This is a genomic window from Roseateles sp. YR242, assembly GCF_900109745.1.
Taxonomy (GTDB): Bacteria; Pseudomonadota; Gammaproteobacteria; order Burkholderiales; family Burkholderiaceae_C; genus Roseateles.
In genome coordinates this window covers 252,712-267,679 of sequence record NZ_FOAV01000005.1, presented here as the reverse complement: position 1 = coordinate 267,679, position 14,968 = coordinate 252,712, and the positions used below count along the sequence as shown (strand labels likewise).

Genomic DNA, 14,968 nt, shown 5'->3' with positions numbered 1-14,968 from the left:
GTCTCCTGATTTTGTCGATCCTATTGTGTATGAGCAGGCCCCCTTTACACCGGTGACACGCGGTTTCCCCTGGGAAAACCAGCAGTGGCGAATGGCCGCGCCTCGCCCCTCACGGATTGAAGGGATCGCGTCGCATCTGGCCGAGCCGCGCAAGTACGTGGGTCGAGAGGGCATTGGTCTGCGCATTGGCATGGGGGTGGGCGTGGGCTGCACCGACGGCGTCGCGCCATGCGCGGACTCGGCTCCAGCGCCCGAAGGTGTTGAACGGTCCTGTAGCGTTGAGATGCGCATTGGCGTAGGCGAGGGCCTTGTACAACGCCACGGTGAGCGCCTCGACGCTGCCGGCGCCCGCGATGGTGTGGTGGTCGTCCTTGATGCCGCCGATGTTGTTGCCAAAGTAGCGATGGGCGCGGTCATTGGCCTCTGTGTCGGTGTTGGGATTTTGGCCTGGGCTGACGACCATGGTGAGCGGGTTGGCAAACTCGCGACCGCCCCCGAGCGCTGACCACGCCGCGTGCCACGACTGGGCACCGGGACCGTACATCTGGAAGTAGAAGCGCGGATCGTTGCTCACGCCGCCGAGCCCATCCTCGGCGTTGCGCGCGTAGTTCTCCAGCGTGATGAAGTCACCGGCGTCACGAGCGACGACGCCGCCCCAGTGGTAGCGCCACATATTGTTGTTGCCCGGCGCATTGACGTCACGGTGGTTGTAGGCGTCCTCGTGGATCGGGCCGGCGACGCCGGCCTGAGCCGCACCCATGGTATGCGTGACGAGCCCCTGGCCGACGGCCGGCACGGCGTACTGGTTGATCCCCAGGTGCATCATCCGGGCGTCGAGGGCAGCGTCGTGGGCGACATGGCCGTGGTTCCACATCGCCTGGCCATAATTGCGGGCGATGTCGTTCTGCTCGGTTTTCAGGTTGTCGTTGTTGAGAGACATGCCGGCGCCAGGCATGCCGCCGCCGACTGCACCGACGCCGGCAACCTGCGCCAGTTCAGCGGCGACGTAGTATTGCTGCAGCGTCGCGTGGACGGTGGTATGGGCCGCAGGGAGCGCGATCGCCGGCGCATTCTGGAATATCGGGCGGGGCTCTCCGAAAGCGCCGGTCACCTCTTTGACCGTCGAATCGCAATGCTGAGCGATCGTCATGTTCTGGCCCTGGTTGTTCGTCGCCATGTTGCGCGCCTCAACCTTGACCAAGGTCCGCAAATGGCCGCCGGCCACCGGGGGCATCGTGAAGCTGATCGTCTGGGAGCCCACGGGGACGAGTTGAAAGTAAGAGCCGGTCGCCATAAGGGCCTGGTTCCACGCTTGAAGCTGCCCCGCTTCGGCGTAGAAGTGTTTGGGCTGCGCGTTGCCAAGGTTGGCGTCTTCGATCGCCAGCAGCCCGCTCTGTGACACCCGCACCGCTGGCGCCACCGCGTGGTTGATGCGCGGCGCGAGGGTGATCGGGTCCATGAACGACGTGCCGACCCCGGTGTTGGTCTGGGTAGTGAACTGGTTGGCGAGATTGGCCTGATACTGGCCAGCGGCGGCACCTGGGTTGTAGACGAAGTAACCCTGCAGCACCGGGTTGGCGGGCGACCTTGCCGCCTTCATTGGCGCGCCAGGTGCGGGGATGCCCTTGCCAGTGACGTCTGCAGCGGCCCGCTGGTCGCATCCGAAGCCAAATATCGCCGATATCAACTGGCGCTGCGCCAGCATCCTCGGCGACACCGTTACGGACGCCTGGAATGAACCGCCGCATGCGCCAGAGCCCGGTTCCCTCTGATGAACGGCCGCAGAGACATCTTGACGTCGTGTCGCTTCGGGATTCGTCGTCGCACGGCTGTTCATCATCGCTCTGAAAGAAGTTCTGCCAAGCAGACGTTAGCCGCCGTGACGCCCGAGGCCTATCGGTAGAGTGCGGAGAACCGCCTATGTCGCTTCCTAGGGAACCTCTGCATCACTCCTCGCGGCCGATGTGACCCCGCTTCGGGCGGTCCGCGGCGTTGCAAATCCTCGCCATAGCGCCCGCTATGGCTGCGGTTTGCGCCTTGCGTCCCATCCCCATCAGGGTCACCTCGGCTCGCGGGAGTTATGCAGAGGTTCCGTAGGTGGGAATGCTTGCTGGTGTCATCCGGCGCCAGGGTGTAAGGTGGGCCCCGACGGGGGGAGTGGCAGGCGAATCCCGATCTCACATGTAAGAGGCCGTGCTAGAGTGAAACGCACCCAACAAGCCTTATCACAGTGGGATGACTAGAGACCATCACAGCCAGCGGGGCCCAAGCCCCGCGCCCAGCCTGCTCATGCTTGCTTGCTTGGCGATGATGTCCACCTCTGCATGGAGCCTCGGCGTCGGCCGGCCCCAGACCGCTTCGGCGCTTGGGCAGCCCTTGAACCTGTTCTTCCCGGTGCAACTGGCACCAGGCGACGTGGTCACGACCGATTGCATCCGTGCCGAGGTCTCAGCCGGTGATTCGATGCTGACGCCGTCTTCATTGCGCTGGCAATTGGAAACTGACGGCCAGCAGCAACTGCGCGGCGTGCGTCTTCGAAGCAGCCAGGCCATTGATGAGCCGCTGGTCTCCGTGAGCCTGACTTTGGGCTGCGCGGCCAAGTTCACGCGCCAGTACACCGCCTTCATCGACCCGCCCGGCCACAGCATCGAGCCCCCGGCGGATCCCGGCACGCTGGCGGACCCCCCACTGACCCCGGTCTTCCAGGTCGCCACAGGCGCCGAGCCCAAGCCGCTGCCACGTCGGGATGCCTCCACCCCGCGCGCCAGCGGCGTGATGGCGGAGGTGGATGCTGCTTCGGCGGCCGGTGCGGCGGCCAGTGGCGCCACCGGTGCCGCCAGCCGCGCCGCCGGTGCCTCCACCAAAGCGCCCCCCCGCAATCGCCGGCCGGCCGCGCGCCGCACCGCCGAATCCGCTGTGGCGGCCCCCGGCACCGCCCAGCCCTCATCGGGCGCACGGCTCTCGATGGAGCCTGCCGAAGCGCTGGCGGTGCCCAACCCCACCCAGTTGGCGGCTGCCGTAGAAGCCGCCAGCGCAGCCAGTGCCGCGGAATCGGCCCGTGCGCAATTGGCCGTCATGGAAAAACGCGTGGCGGACCTGCAGGCGGAGCAACGCCGCACGCAGGACGTGCTGGAAGCCCTGCGCCAGGAGTTGAAGGCCGCCCGTGAGCAACGGGCGGAAGGTGGCGGTTACCCGGCCTGGATGCTGGCCCTCACGCTGCTGAGCCTGGCATTGGCTGCCAGCAGCCTGCTGCTGTGGCGCAACCGCAAGCCGCAGCGCAAGGATGCTGAACAGAGCTGGTGGGACGAGCCCCAGGCCGACACCGGTTCCGCCCAGGATATGGGTACGGCCCGGGTGACCTATCCGTCTGGCCACCCCGGCGCCTCGGGCGTCGCGCACACCAACACCGCACCGGGTGCCGCAGCCGCGGCGCTGGTGGCGCTGGACCGTCAAGACCTGGGAAGTACAGCGAACCAGGGCCCGACCACCATGCCGATGCCCTTGAGCATCACGGACCCCGAGCGGACCATGCAGTTGCCGCCCCGGGGCGCGGCGAGTGCCGCATCACCTGTTTCCGCAGCCACTCCATCGGTACCCACACCCGAAGCGCTTTCTCTCGAACTCGGCCCCGAGACCGAACCTGCCGCACTCACGGCGTCTGTGGGCCGTAGCGGCAGCACGGGCAGCACGGCCGGCAGCGGCCGTTCCGCCACCACCGCCGTGGACGACGCCCTGGATGCATTGGCGAGCCTGGAGGCCATGGATTCGATGAGCTTCGAGCGGCGGCAGCCGCCCGGAGACACCCGCCCCACGCCGCTGCTGGCTGAGCTCAATGGCCTGGGCGCGGTCACGGTCGAAGAATTGATCGACCTGGAACAGCAGGTCGATTTCTTCCTGGTGCTGGGCCAGGACGACGCCGCCATCGAGCTGCTCTCCAGCCGCCTGGGCGAACGCGACGCCGCCAGCGGGTTGCCCTATCTCAAGCTGATGGAGCTCTACCAGCGCCGAGGCGACAAGACGTCCTTCGAACGTGTGGCCCAGCGCTTTGGCCAGCAGTTTCGCGCTCGGCCGCCGACCTGGAGCGACGACCTGAACGAGGGCGAGGGGCTGGAGTCGCACCCGGAGCTGGTCCAACGGCTGGAGGGCGCGTGGGCGGACCCGTCCGGCAGCATGAGCATGTTGCAGGATCTGTTCTCCCATCACCAGGAGTACAGCGGCGACCTCGGCCTGCCGGCATACCGCGACCTGCTGTTGCTGTATGCCGTGGCGAGAGACCGTGCCGAGCATGAGCTGCGCGCCCAGGACATCGACGTTTTCCTGCCGCTCGACGCGACCGCGCCACCGGACATGATGGCGACCATGGTGTGGCAGAGCCCACCGTCCGCGCCGGATGCGCCGGTGCGACAGCAGCGGCCCGGTGTGGGCCAGTCGCTGGACCTGGATCTCTCGCTGGCAGACGACGAGGACGACGCGCCGAAGAAGCCCAAGGCGTATTAAAGAGGATCCTCGGGCGCTGATGCCACTGCTGGCGCGAATGCCGCCGCCGCTGGGGCGATGGGCGCTTCAGCGTGTCTGCTTCTTCAGGCCGTCTGGATTCGGCGCAGCCGCTCCAGCGCCAGTGCCAGCGTCTCGTCCTTCTTGGCGAAACAGAAACGGATGATGGGCGGCTGCTCACCGGTGGTGTCCGGCGTGCTGTAGAAGGCCGACATCGGGATGGCCGCAACGCCGATTTCCCGGGTCAGCCATTGGCACAGGGCCATGTCGTCCAGCGCGGCCAGGGGGGCGGGCAGCCCGCTGTAATCCACGCACTGGAAGTAGCTGCCCGGGCAGGGCAGGAGCCGGAAGGGCAAACCCGCCAGCCCGTCGCGGAAGCGGTCCCGCTTGCGCTGGTAGAAGTCGCTCAGGCCGAGGTAGGGGGCCGGGTTCGCCATGTACGTCGCCAACCCCACCTGCATGGGCGAGTTGACGGTAAACACGTTGTACTGGTGCACCTTGCGGAATTCGGCCATTAGCGGCGCCGGGGCGGCCACAAAGCCCACCTTCCAGCCGGTCACGTGATAGGTCTTGCCGAAACTGGACACCACAAAGCTGCGCGCGGCCAGCGCCGGGAAGCGAGCCACGCTCTGGTGCTGCTGGCCGTCATAGACCATGTGCTCATAGACCTCGTCACTGATCAGCAGCACATCGGTGCCGTCCAGCACCTGCGCCAGCTGCTGCATCTCGTCGGCGGTCCAGACGTTGCCGCTGGGGTTGTGCGGCGTGTTGATCATCAGCACCCGCGTGCGGGGCGTGATCGCTGCGCGGATCTGCTCGAAGTCGGGCCGGAAGCTGCGCGGGTCCAGCGGCACCGGCACCATGGTGCCGCCCGCCAGGGTGATGTTGGGGCCGTAGCTGTCGTAAGCGGGCTCCAGGACCACCACTTCGTCGCCGGGGTGCACCACCGCCAGCAAGGCGGTCAGGATGCCTTGCGTGGCCCCGGCCGTGACGGTGATCTCGCGGTCCACGTCATAGCGGTGGCCGTAGAGCGTTTTGACCTTGTCGGCGATGGCCTGGCGCAGCGCCGCCACACCGGGCATGGGTGGGTACTGGTTGTGGCCGCCGCGCATGGCGTGGTCCACCGCATCCAGCAGGGCGGGGTCGCCTTCAAAGTCCGGGAAGCCCTGGCCCAGGTTGACGGCGCCATGCTGCTGCGCCAGTGCGGACATTACGCTGAACACCGTGGTCCCCAGCTGCGGCAGCCGGCTGGGCGGCACCGGGGTATGCGGGACGGGGTCCTGAGGCGTGGCGGGTGAAGTGCTCATCGTCAACGTTCCCTCGAAGTTCCGTCAAAGTCCGTAGTCGGTCGCGTCGCCGCTCATGGCGCGCTGCAGCAACGAGCGGTTGAGCCGGTCGGACAGCAGTTCCGCGAAGCTGTAGACGTAGTTGCGCAGGTAGGCACCGCGCTTGAAGGCGATGCGGGCGATGTTCTGGCCCAGCAGGTGGCCCAGGGGGCGGGAGACGAGTTCTCCGCCCACCGGGTCCTCCCGCACCGCCATCTCGGCCACGATGCCGATGCCCAGCCCCAGGCGCACGTAGGTCTTGATCACATCCGAGTCGATTGCTTCCAGCACGATGTTGGGCGTGAGCTGGCGCTGCGCAAAGGCGCGGTCGATGCGGGTACGGCCGGTGAAGCTGGGATGGTAGGAGACCAGCGGCTCGGCGGCGATCTGCTCCAGGTTGATCCGCTCCACCTGGGCCAGCGGATGTTCCGCGCGCATCACCAGCATGTGCTGCCATTCGTAGGCCGGCAGGGTGACCAGCTCCTCGAACTGCGAGAGGGACTCCGTGGCCAGGCCGACATCGGCGGTCTCGTCGATGAGCATGCGGGCCACCTGGTCGGGGCTGCCCTGGTGCAGGCCGATGTTGACCTGCGGGAATTGCTTGCGCAGTTGCGTCACCGGCCCCGGCAGCACGTAGCGCGCCTGCGTGTGGGTGGTGGCGATGGAGAGCGTGCCGGCGTCCTGCTTGGAGTATTCCTCGCCGATGCGCTTGAGGTTGCCCACCTCGCGCATGATGATCTCGATGGACTTCAGCACCTGCTGGCCCGGCTCGGTGATGCTGCGCAAGCGCTTGCCGTGGCGGGAGAAGATGTCCACGCCCAGTTCTTCCTCCAGCTCCAGGATGGCCTTGGAGACACCCGGCTGGGAGGTGTAGAGCGCCTTCGCGGTTTCCGTCAGGTTGAGGTTGCGGCGCGCGGCCTCTTGCACGAAGCGGAACTGATGCAGGTTCATGGCTGGGTGTTGGAGGAGGGCGGGGGCGGGCTGGCGGAGGTGCCGGCCGGCGCAGCCTTGACCGGCGCAGTGGCCAGGGCGGACGTGAGGCGCGGGTGCTCCACGGTGGCCGAGACCAGGTCCAGCGTCGCGGCGGCCATGGCGCGAATGACGGAGGGCTGCTCGCCGATGGCGTCATGCACGATGAACAGCACGGCCGGATGCTCCCGGCGCAGCGCCTCCACCAGGGGTGGCACATCCTTGCGCACATGGCCGCTCGCGCCCAGGAACATCGGCACGATCTGGATGCGCCGGCAACCCAGGGCCACCAGCGCCCCAGCGGCCGTGGCCAGGTCCGGTGTCATCAATTCCAGGTAGGCCAGGGCCAGCGGCAGGTCGGGCTGCCGGGCCTGCAGGTCGGCCGCGATGGCCTGGAAGGGGGTGGCCCAGGCGGGGTCACGCGCCCCGTGCGCGAAAAGCAGCAGTCCGTCGCCATGCATCGCGGTGCTCCCGGTTGTTGTCATCGGTAACGCACCAGCCACCAGAACGCGGCCATGGAGATGCCAAGGTAGAACAGGCTGGGTGCGGAAGCCACCAGCCAGGGGGTCCAGTCCCGCAGCAGGCCCACGTGGCCCGTGATGGCGTTCAGCACCACGAAGCTGATGCCCAGCATGATGCCGCCAAACACCTTCACGCTGATGCCGCCGGAGCGGAAATGCAGGTAGGCGAAGGGCAGGGCGAGGCCCACCATCACCATGCAGGCGAACGGGTAGAAGGCCTTGCGCCAGAACTGGATCTCCGGCTGCTGCGAGGCCTGTTCCTGCGAGGACAGGTGGCGGGTGTAGCGGTAGAGCTCCAGCGTGGACATGTTCCAGGTGGGCTGCACTGCGGCGGACACCACGCCGGCCGGCAACTGGCTCTGCCAGCTGTATTGCGGCATGAGCAGTTCCCGCACGGTGGGGTTCTCGGCCAGCTTGTCCTGCGGGGAATCGGGGTCCTTGGGGTCGGTGACCGTGCCCGCCGCACGGTTCAGCGGCGTCAGCGCACGGGACCACTGCATCAGTTTCACGTCCTGCAACTGCCAGCGGCCGCTGCTGTCCACCGTGCCCTGTTTGGCCGTGACGCGCGTGGCCATCGCGCCCTTCGCGTCGAATTCCATGATCAGCACGTCTTCCATGAGCCCGTTGGCCCGGGCGCGGCCGACGTGCACGGCATAGCTGAAGTCGCCGTCGCGGTCCTTCATCCAGGCGCCGGCCGCGTTGGTCACGCCGCCGTTGCCGCTGGACTTGAGCAGTTGGGCCTGCTTGTCGGCCCAGGGGGTGACGTAATCCCCCACCACGAAGGCCAGCAGCGCGAAGAACAGCGCAATCACGCTGAGCAGCCCCAACGCCCGGGCGGGGCTCAGGCCGCCGGTGCGCAGGATGGTGAATTCGCTGGACTGTGCCAGCCGGGCCAGGCTGAAGATGGTCCCGATCAGCACCGCGATGGGCATCAGCTCATAAAAACGCCCGGGCACCTTCAGCAGGCAGGACCAGACCGCCCAGCCCATGCCCAGCCCCATGCGCTGGAAACGGTCCAGGTCGTCAATGAAGTCCACGAAGAAGAACAGCGCCAGGAAGCCCGCCATCACCAGCGCGAAGGAACTCAGGATGTCGTTGTACAGCAGCCGACGGACGGTCTTCATGCCGGGACTCCGGGCGTGGTGGTGTTGTGCATCGACAGGGGTGTGCCCAGTGCGGGCGCAGAAGGGGGCTGAGCCGGTGCGGGCGCGGGGGGCGGGGGCGGCGGTGGGGCGGGCGGCGAGGGGGGCACGCGCTTCCAGGGCGTGCCCAGCCGGTTGCCCATGTCCCGCCAGGCCAGCAGCAGGATGTTGATCACAAAGGCCAGGCCATGCAGCACCAGCAGGCTGGAGCCCAGCTTGAACTTGCCGTTCACCACCCAACTCTGGGTGAGGTTGATCAGGTTGAAATAGATGATGAAGGCCAGCAGGGCGAACAGCAGATTCCAGTTGCTGGCGCGGCGCGGGTTGGTGGCGGAAATGCCAATGCCCAGCAGCACGAGGTTGAGGCAACCCAGGATCATGCCGAAGCGGTAGGCCAGTTCACCATCGTTGAGCTTGCCGCGCACGCGCAGCAACTCCAGCGTGGCCAGGGTCTTGGGTGGCGGTGTGCTGGCGGCCCGCATCACGCCGTCGTCCACCGTCACCAGATAGCGTTCGAAGCGGGCGACGGATTTGTCGCCGTTGGCCGTGTCGATGTCGTTGCGCTGGCCGTGCTGCAACACCAGCAGGCGCTTGTCGCCCTGGTTGACCAGCGCGCCCTCGGCAGAGGTGGTGACGGATTCCAGCCGCTTCGTGTCGCTCATGATGAACACGTTGCGGGCGGCCGCCTCGTTGGTGGGGTCGCGTTCGATGAAGAACACCCGGCTCCCGTCGTTGGAGGTCTGGAACTGGCCGGGCGCGACCCGGGACAGGTCGCTGCGCTGCTCGAACTGCTGCCGCAACTGGGCGCTGTTGTTGTTGCTCCAGGGCCAGACGATGGTCATCAGCACCGCCACCACCAGCATGACGGGCCAGGCCATGGCCAATACCGGCCGGACGAAGCGGCTCAGGCCCAGACCACTGGCGAACCAGATGGTCATCTCCGACTCCTTGTACATCCGCCCCAGGGACATCACCACCGCCACGAACAGCGACAGGCTGAGCATGATGGGCAACTGGGCGAGCGTCAGGTAGCCGAGCGACAGCAGCACATGCTGCGGCGCGACCGACCCCTTGGCCGCCATGCCGAGCGAACGCACGAGCAGCATCGTCACCACAATGGTGAGGATGACCACGAACGCGAGGCCGAAACTACGGGCGGTTTCTTTGCGTACGGTTGAATCGAATAACATCCGGGCACTTTATCTACTTCTCGGTATTATGGACTTTCGCACTCTGTCCGCGTCGCAGGACGCGCTGGCGTCGCAAACAGCAGACGCCCTGGTGGTCGTGATTGCGGGCGACACACTGCCTGCTGGCCTGGACAAGACCGTTGCGGCCTTGATCAAGGATGCGATCAAACTTGGTGATTTCGAGCTCAAGGCGGGTCAGGTCGTGACGCTGACGCGTCCGGCCGGTGTGAAGGCCGCACGCCTGGTGGTGGCGGCCAGCGGTGCCACGCTGAAGGCCAGCCGGGCCGCCGTGGCGGCAGCGCTGGGTCAGGTCAAGGGCCGTGGTGTCGTGCATGCCGCGATCACCTTTGTAGGCTTTGAAGCCGCGCTGACCGAATCGCTGATCGAACAGGCGGTTCTGGCTGCCCACGAGGCGGTCTACATCTACCGTGCCACCAAGCCGAGCGCGCCTGCCGCGCCGAAGCTGGAGAAGGTCACGCTGCTGGTGAACAAGGACGACGCCAAGGCCGTCAAGGCTGGCCTGGTCCGTGGCCAGGCCGTGGCCAACGGCATCGCCCTGGCCCGTGAATGCGCCAATCTGCCGCCCAACGTGGCCACGCCCACCTATCTGGGTGAACAGGCCAAGGCCCTGGGCCGCAGCCACGGGCTGAAGGTCGAGGTGCTGGACCAGAAGGGCATCGAGAAGCTGGGCATGGGCTCCTTCCTGTCGGTGGCCAAGGGGTCGATCGAGGCCCCGCGTTTCATCGTGGCCAAGTACGAAGGTGCGGCCAAGACGCAGGCACCGGTGGTGCTGGTGGGCAAGGGCATCACCTTTGACTCGGGCGGCATTTCGATCAAGCCGGGTGCCGGCATGGACGAAATGAAGTTCGACATGGGTGGCGCGGCCAGCGTGCTGGGCGCACTGCGTGCGGTGGCCGAGCTGAAGCCGAAGATCAACCTGGTGGTGATCGTGGCGGCTTGCGAGAACATGCCCAGCGGCAACGCGGTGAAGCCGGGCGACGTGGTGACGTCGATGTCGGGCCAGACCATCGAGATCCTGAACACGGATGCCGAAGGCCGCCTGATCCTGTGTGACGCCCTGACCTATGCCGAGCGTTTCAAGCCGGCCGTGGTGGTGGACGTGGCCACGCTGACCGGCGCCTGCGTGATCGCCCTGGGCGGTGTGCGCAGCGGCATGTACGCGAGCGACGACGAACTGGCGGCCTCGCTGAGCGCGGCCGGTGAAGCGGCGCTGGACCCGTGCTGGCGCCTGCCGCTGGACGACGACTACGCCGAAGGCCTGAAGTCCAACTTCGCCGACGTGGCCAACGTGGCGGGCCGCGAAGGTGGCTCCATCACGGCGGCCAAGTTCCTGCAGCGTTTTGCTTCGAAGTACCGCTGGGGTCACCTGGACATCGCCGGTACGGCCTGGAAGGGCGGCGGCGCCAAGGGCGGCACCGGCCGTCCGGTTGGTTTGCTGACCCACTTCGTGCTGTCCCAGGTCCGCTGAGCGGGCCGGGCGCAGCAGTTTGAGCAGGTATTGAGCGATTGAGCGGGTGGGGGAGAGCCTGGTGACCGAAGTCAATTTCTACACCGGGGTCCCCGACCGCCAGGCGTATGCCTGCCGTCTGTTGCGCAAGACCCTGGGCGCTGGCCTGAAAACCGGCGTCTGGGGGCCGATGCGCCTGCTGGAACGGCTGGATCAGACCTTGTGGACGTTTGATGCGCAGGAGTTTCTGCCCCACGTGTTGGTGAAGAGCTCCACATCGGCGCTGCTGCGGGAGCGCACGCCGGTGCTGTTGTCTGATCAATTGGACGACCTGGTGGGATGCCAGGCGTTGCTGAATTTCGAGCCGGAGCCGCCGGCCGGGCTGGAACGCTTTGAGCGGGTCCTGGAGCTGGTCTCCACCGAGCCGGAGCAGGTCGCTGCGGGCCGGGTGCGGTTCAAGACCTACAAGGCCATGGGCGTGGTGGTGAACCACTTCAACTTGACCCCTTGAACTGACCATCGATCGATGCGGTTTGGCGAGGCATTGAGCGCCGACATTTCGATGCTGTGCGGTGATCCGCACTCGGTTTTCCAGGGGTAGTGCGGAAATCCGCACTCGGCGTTTTGCCCCGTTGTGGTCGGTGTTGCACTCGATGAGGGCTTGTATGCACGGGTGTTGCGCATGGGCCAAATGCCCATTGGGGAATGCCCAGGTGAACGGGGCGCGACAACGTGTTGGGGCCGGTGGCGTTCACAGCATTTTCACTATGGTTCCCACAGGTGAAAGGGAGTATGTTCTGCCGCGTTGAGAACTCAACGTCAATCCACAAATCCCGAGTCCGGAGGTTCTTTGATGCAAACCAAGCTGAATGTGATCGTGGGCGCTATCGCCATGACTCTGAGCGGTGTCGCCATGTCGCAGGAAGTGGTGAAGATCGGCCACGTGGGGCCGACCAGCGGCGGCATTGCCCACCTGGGCAAGGACAACGAGCTGGGCGCGCGCATGGCTGTTGATGAGCTGAACGCCAAGGGCGTGACCATCGGCGGCAAGAAGGTCAAGTTCGAGCTGCTGGCTGAAGACGACGCCGGGGACCCGAAGCAGGGCACCGCCGCCGCGCAGAAGCTGGTGGACTCCAAGGTCAATGGCGTGATCGGTCACCTGAACTCCGGCACGACCATCCCCGCCTCGAAGATCTACAGCGATGCGGGCATCCCGCAGATCTCGCCGTCCGCCACCAACCCGAAGTACACCCGCAACGGCTACAAGACCGCGTTCCGCGTGGTGGCGGATGACGTGCATCTGGGTGGCACGCTGGGCAAGTACGCCGTGACCTCCCTGAAGGGCAAGTCCATCGCCGTCATCGACGACCGCACCGCCTATGGGCAAGGTGTGGCGGACGAGTTCGAAAAGGGCGTGAAGGCGGCGGGTGGCAAGGTCGTCGGCCGTGAATTCACCAACGACAAGGCCACGGACTTCACCGCCATCCTGACCTCCTTGAAGGGCAAGAAGCCCGACGTGGTGTTCTTCGGTGGCATGGACGCCGTTGCCGGCCCGATGCTGCGCCAGATGAAGCAACTGGGCATCGACGCCAAGTTCATGGGTGGTGACGGCATCTGCACGGCCGAACTGCCCAAGCTGTCGGCCTCCACCCTGGCTGACGGCCAGGTGGTCTGCGCTGAAGCCGGCGGCGTGGAAGGCGAATCCAAGAAATCCCTGGATGCCTTCAAGGCCAAGTTCAAGCAGAACTACAAGGTGGACGTCCAGATCTACGCCCCCTATGTTTATGACGCTGTGAACGTCCTGGTGGCCGCCATGGTCAAGGCCGGCTCGTCCGACCCGGCCAAGTACCTCCCGGTCCTGGCCAAGACGGACGGCTACAAGGGCGTCACCGGCACCATCGGCTTCGATGAAAAGGGTGACATCAAGAACGGCGCGCTGACCCTGTACACCTACAAGGCCGGCAACCGCGAACAGATCGCCGTCGTCCGCTGACCCTCGGCGGGCCAGGCCCGCCTGAAAAAACGCCCACCCCACGGTGGGCGTTTTTGTTTCCACATCCCCACCGACGCACCATCCCCAACCCGACATGAGCTGTCCCCTGATCGCGGGATGATCCCCCCCACTCGCGTGCATTCCGGCACACGGGGGCGTCAAAGCATTCAGTCAGGGGGTTTGCACCTAACCAGCCCCAAAGACAATGGCGCCGTCATGTCACGCAAGGGCAGTTCGGGCACCTGAACGTGATGGGCATCCGCGGTGGTTTCACCTAGCGCATCCAGGGGATGTCGCCCCTCCAAACGGGGGGCTTTCAAGCCCCAGGGTGGGAGGCATCATCCGCCCGCAGTGAACGTAGCCAAATGTATCCACGGCTTCGTTCGCGCCCGGCGGCGCAGGGAGAAACCCGGCGGTCGATCCAGCATCCAAGAGATGCCTTGACCTGCTGTGGGGACTGGCATGATTCGAATTTTTAATCATTACCTTCATCGTCGTACCCTGATCCAGGTCCTCTTCGACCTGGGGCTCATCGTGGCTGCGGTTTTCGCCGTCGCGGTCAGCCAGAGTACCGGTGAACACATGATGACCTTTGCGGCGTCATATGGCCTCTCGCTGGCGGGTGGCATGTTCGTCATCAACTCCGCGTCGGGCCTCTACCAGCAGTCGCACAAGCGATCGCTCACCCAATCCTGTGCCCGGGCGCTGTTCGCGCTGCTGATCGGCCTGCCGCTGGCCTACGGCCTGTTCAGCCTCATCCCGGCCACCGTCTCCCACCGTGAACTGCTCACCACCACCGCCATGCTGGCCGTGGGCATGGTGATGATCCACCGGGTCTACGCCGCCCATGCCGGCACCCAGAACGGTGGCCGCACCAAGATCCTGATCTTCGGCAGCGGTGCCGCCGCCCTGGCTGTGAGCGAAAGCCTGCGCGCCGCGGACCCGCACGCCCAGATCGTCGGCTTCCTGCCCGGCCCGAACGAGGTGGACCCTCTCGTGCCGGCCCAGCAGCTCATTTCCGCCGAAGAATCGCTGACCGAGGCGGCCCTGCGCCTGGGCGTCGATGAAATCGTCGTGGCGCTGTCCGAGCGCCGTGGCGGCAGCATGCCGCTGCGCCAGCTGCTGGACTGCAAGCTCTACGGCATCCGCGTCGTGGACCTGGCCACCTACTTCGAAAAGACCCTCGCCCAGATCAAGATCAGCCATGTGCACGCCGGCTGGCTCATCTTTGGTGATGGGTTCAACCAGGGCATGCTGCGCAGCGCCGTCAAGCGGGTCTTCGACTTGCTGTCGTCCCTGTGCCTGCTGGTGCTGTCCGCACCGGTGATGCTGGTGACCGCCGTGCTGATCAAGCTGGAATCGTCCGGCCCGATGTTCTATACGCAGGAACGGGTGGGCATGAACGGCGCCACCTTCAAGGTCATCAAGTTCCGCAGCATGCGCCAGGACGCCGAGAAAGACGGTCGTCCCCAGTGGGCCACCAAGAACGACAGCCGCGTCACCCGCGTCGGCAACTTCATTCGCAAGGTGCGTATCGACGAACTGCCGCAGCTCTTCAACGTGCTGCGCGGCGAGATGAGCATGGTGGGCCCGCGCCCCGAGCGCCCGTTCTTCGTGGACGAGCTGGTCGCCAACATCCCTTATTACGCCGTCCGCCACAGCGTGAAGCCGGGCGTGACCGGCTGGGCCCAGGTGCGCTACGAATACGGCTCCACCATTGAGGACTCGCTGGAAAAGCTCCAGTACGACCTCTATTACGTCAAGAACCACACCCTGTTCCTGGACCTCCTGATCATGTTGGAGACCGTGGCCGTGGTGCTGACCGGACGGGGCGCCCGCTGAGCGACGCCGCAGGGCGCGCGCTGG

General features: G+C 66.1%; 11 protein-coding genes. 5 read left to right on the top strand and 6 right to left on the bottom strand.

The window, feature by feature from the left end; translation table 11 throughout:
• Positions 1 to 109 precede the first annotated feature (109 nt).
• Positions 110 to 1,705, bottom strand: coding sequence for a hypothetical protein (locus tag BMY53_RS12325; RefSeq protein ID WP_143074045.1), 1,596 nt, complete (start codon positions 1,703 to 1,705; stop codon positions 110 to 112).
• A 605-nt stretch (positions 1,706 to 2,310) separates the two neighbouring features.
• On the opposite strand from BMY53_RS12325, the gene BMY53_RS12320 reads away from it, so the two are divergent.
• Positions 2,311 to 4,497 (top strand): type IV pilus assembly protein FimV, encoded by a 2,187-nt coding sequence (locus tag BMY53_RS12320; RefSeq protein ID WP_218151226.1) that lies wholly within the window; start codon positions 2,311 to 2,313, stop codon positions 4,495 to 4,497.
• An 83-nt stretch (positions 4,498 to 4,580) separates the two neighbouring features.
• On the opposite strand, the gene BMY53_RS12315 is transcribed toward BMY53_RS12320, so the two are convergent.
• Genes BMY53_RS12315 through lptF form a run of 5 tightly spaced genes read right to left on the bottom strand, consistent with a single transcriptional unit; the run spans position 4,581 to position 9,641 of the window.
• The gene (locus BMY53_RS12315; RefSeq protein ID WP_092946765.1) at positions 4,581 to 5,801 is read right to left on the bottom strand and encodes a pyridoxal phosphate-dependent aminotransferase; all 1,221 of its coding nucleotides are present in this window, start codon (positions 5,799 to 5,801) and stop codon (positions 4,581 to 4,583) included.
• 24 nt (positions 5,802 to 5,825) lie between these two features.
• Entirely contained in the window at positions 5,826 to 6,770 is a 945-nt protein-coding gene (locus tag BMY53_RS12310) for a CysB family HTH-type transcriptional regulator (protein ID WP_092946764.1), read from the bottom strand.
• On the bottom strand, positions 6,767 to 7,249 hold the full coding sequence (locus BMY53_RS12305) for a sirohydrochlorin chelatase (RefSeq protein WP_092946763.1): 483 nt from the start codon (positions 7,247 to 7,249) through the stop codon (positions 6,767 to 6,769). The genes BMY53_RS12310 and BMY53_RS12305 overlap by 4 nt, the downstream gene beginning before the upstream one ends.
• Positions 7,250 to 7,269: 20 nt before the next feature.
• Positions 7,270 to 8,433, bottom strand: coding sequence for an LPS export ABC transporter permease LptG (gene lptG / locus BMY53_RS12300; protein WP_092946762.1), 1,164 nt, complete (start codon positions 8,431 to 8,433; stop codon positions 7,270 to 7,272).
• Positions 8,430 to 9,641, bottom strand: a complete 1,212-nt coding sequence (gene lptF / locus BMY53_RS12295) for an LPS export ABC transporter permease LptF (RefSeq protein WP_092946761.1) — start codon at positions 9,639 to 9,641, stop codon at positions 8,430 to 8,432. Before lptF ends, lptG begins: the two co-directional genes overlap by 4 nt.
• A 28-nt stretch (positions 9,642 to 9,669) precedes the next feature.
• Here lptF and BMY53_RS12290 point away from each other — a divergent pair, with 28 nt between their 5' ends.
• The 4 genes from BMY53_RS12290 (at position 9,670) to BMY53_RS12275 (ending at position 14,944) form a co-directional block, all read left to right on the top strand.
• Positions 9,670 to 11,130 (top strand): leucyl aminopeptidase, encoded by a 1,461-nt coding sequence (locus tag BMY53_RS12290; protein WP_092946760.1) that lies wholly within the window; start codon positions 9,670 to 9,672, stop codon positions 11,128 to 11,130.
• A 61-nt stretch (positions 11,131 to 11,191) separates the two neighbouring features.
• Entirely contained in the window at positions 11,192 to 11,620 is a 429-nt protein-coding gene (locus tag BMY53_RS12285) for a DNA polymerase III subunit chi (protein ID WP_177200846.1), read from the top strand.
• Positions 11,621 to 12,001: 381 nt separating this feature from the next.
• On the top strand, positions 12,002 to 13,102 hold the full coding sequence (locus tag BMY53_RS12280; protein WP_404947874.1) for a branched-chain amino acid ABC transporter substrate-binding protein: 1,101 nt from the start codon (positions 12,002 to 12,004) through the stop codon (positions 13,100 to 13,102).
• Between the two features lie 462 nt (positions 13,103 to 13,564).
• A complete protein-coding gene (locus BMY53_RS12275) occupies positions 13,565 to 14,944 on the top strand; it encodes a TIGR03013 family XrtA/PEP-CTERM system glycosyltransferase (RefSeq protein WP_092946757.1) in 1,380 nt (459 codons plus the stop codon).
• Positions 14,945 to 14,968 lie beyond the last annotated feature (24 nt).

Coding starts and splice junctions, on each gene's coding strand:
- BMY53_RS12325 (WP_143074045.1), bottom strand. CDS start 1,705: ATGCTGGCGCAGCGCCAGTTGATATCGGCGATATTTGGCTTCGGATGC.
- BMY53_RS12320 (WP_218151226.1), top strand. CDS start 2,311: ATGTCCACCTCTGCATGGAGCCTCGGCGTCGGCCGGCCCCAGACCGCT.
- BMY53_RS12315 (WP_092946765.1), bottom strand. CDS start 5,801: ATGAGCACTTCACCCGCCACGCCTCAGGACCCCGTCCCGCATACCCCG.
- BMY53_RS12310 (WP_092946764.1), bottom strand. CDS start 6,770: ATGAACCTGCATCAGTTCCGCTTCGTGCAAGAGGCCGCGCGCCGCAAC.
- BMY53_RS12305 (WP_092946763.1), bottom strand. CDS start 7,249: ATGCATGGCGACGGACTGCTGCTTTTCGCGCACGGGGCGCGTGACCCC.
- lptG (WP_092946762.1), bottom strand. CDS start 8,433: ATGAAGACCGTCCGTCGGCTGCTGTACAACGACATCCTGAGTTCCTTC.
- lptF (WP_092946761.1), bottom strand. CDS start 9,641: ATGTTATTCGATTCAACCGTACGCAAAGAAACCGCCCGTAGTTTCGGC.
- BMY53_RS12290 (WP_092946760.1), top strand. CDS start 9,670: ATGGACTTTCGCACTCTGTCCGCGTCGCAGGACGCGCTGGCGTCGCAA.
- BMY53_RS12280 (WP_404947874.1), top strand. CDS start 12,002: ATGACTCTGAGCGGTGTCGCCATGTCGCAGGAAGTGGTGAAGATCGGC.
- BMY53_RS12275 (WP_092946757.1), top strand. CDS start 13,565: ATGATTCGAATTTTTAATCATTACCTTCATCGTCGTACCCTGATCCAG.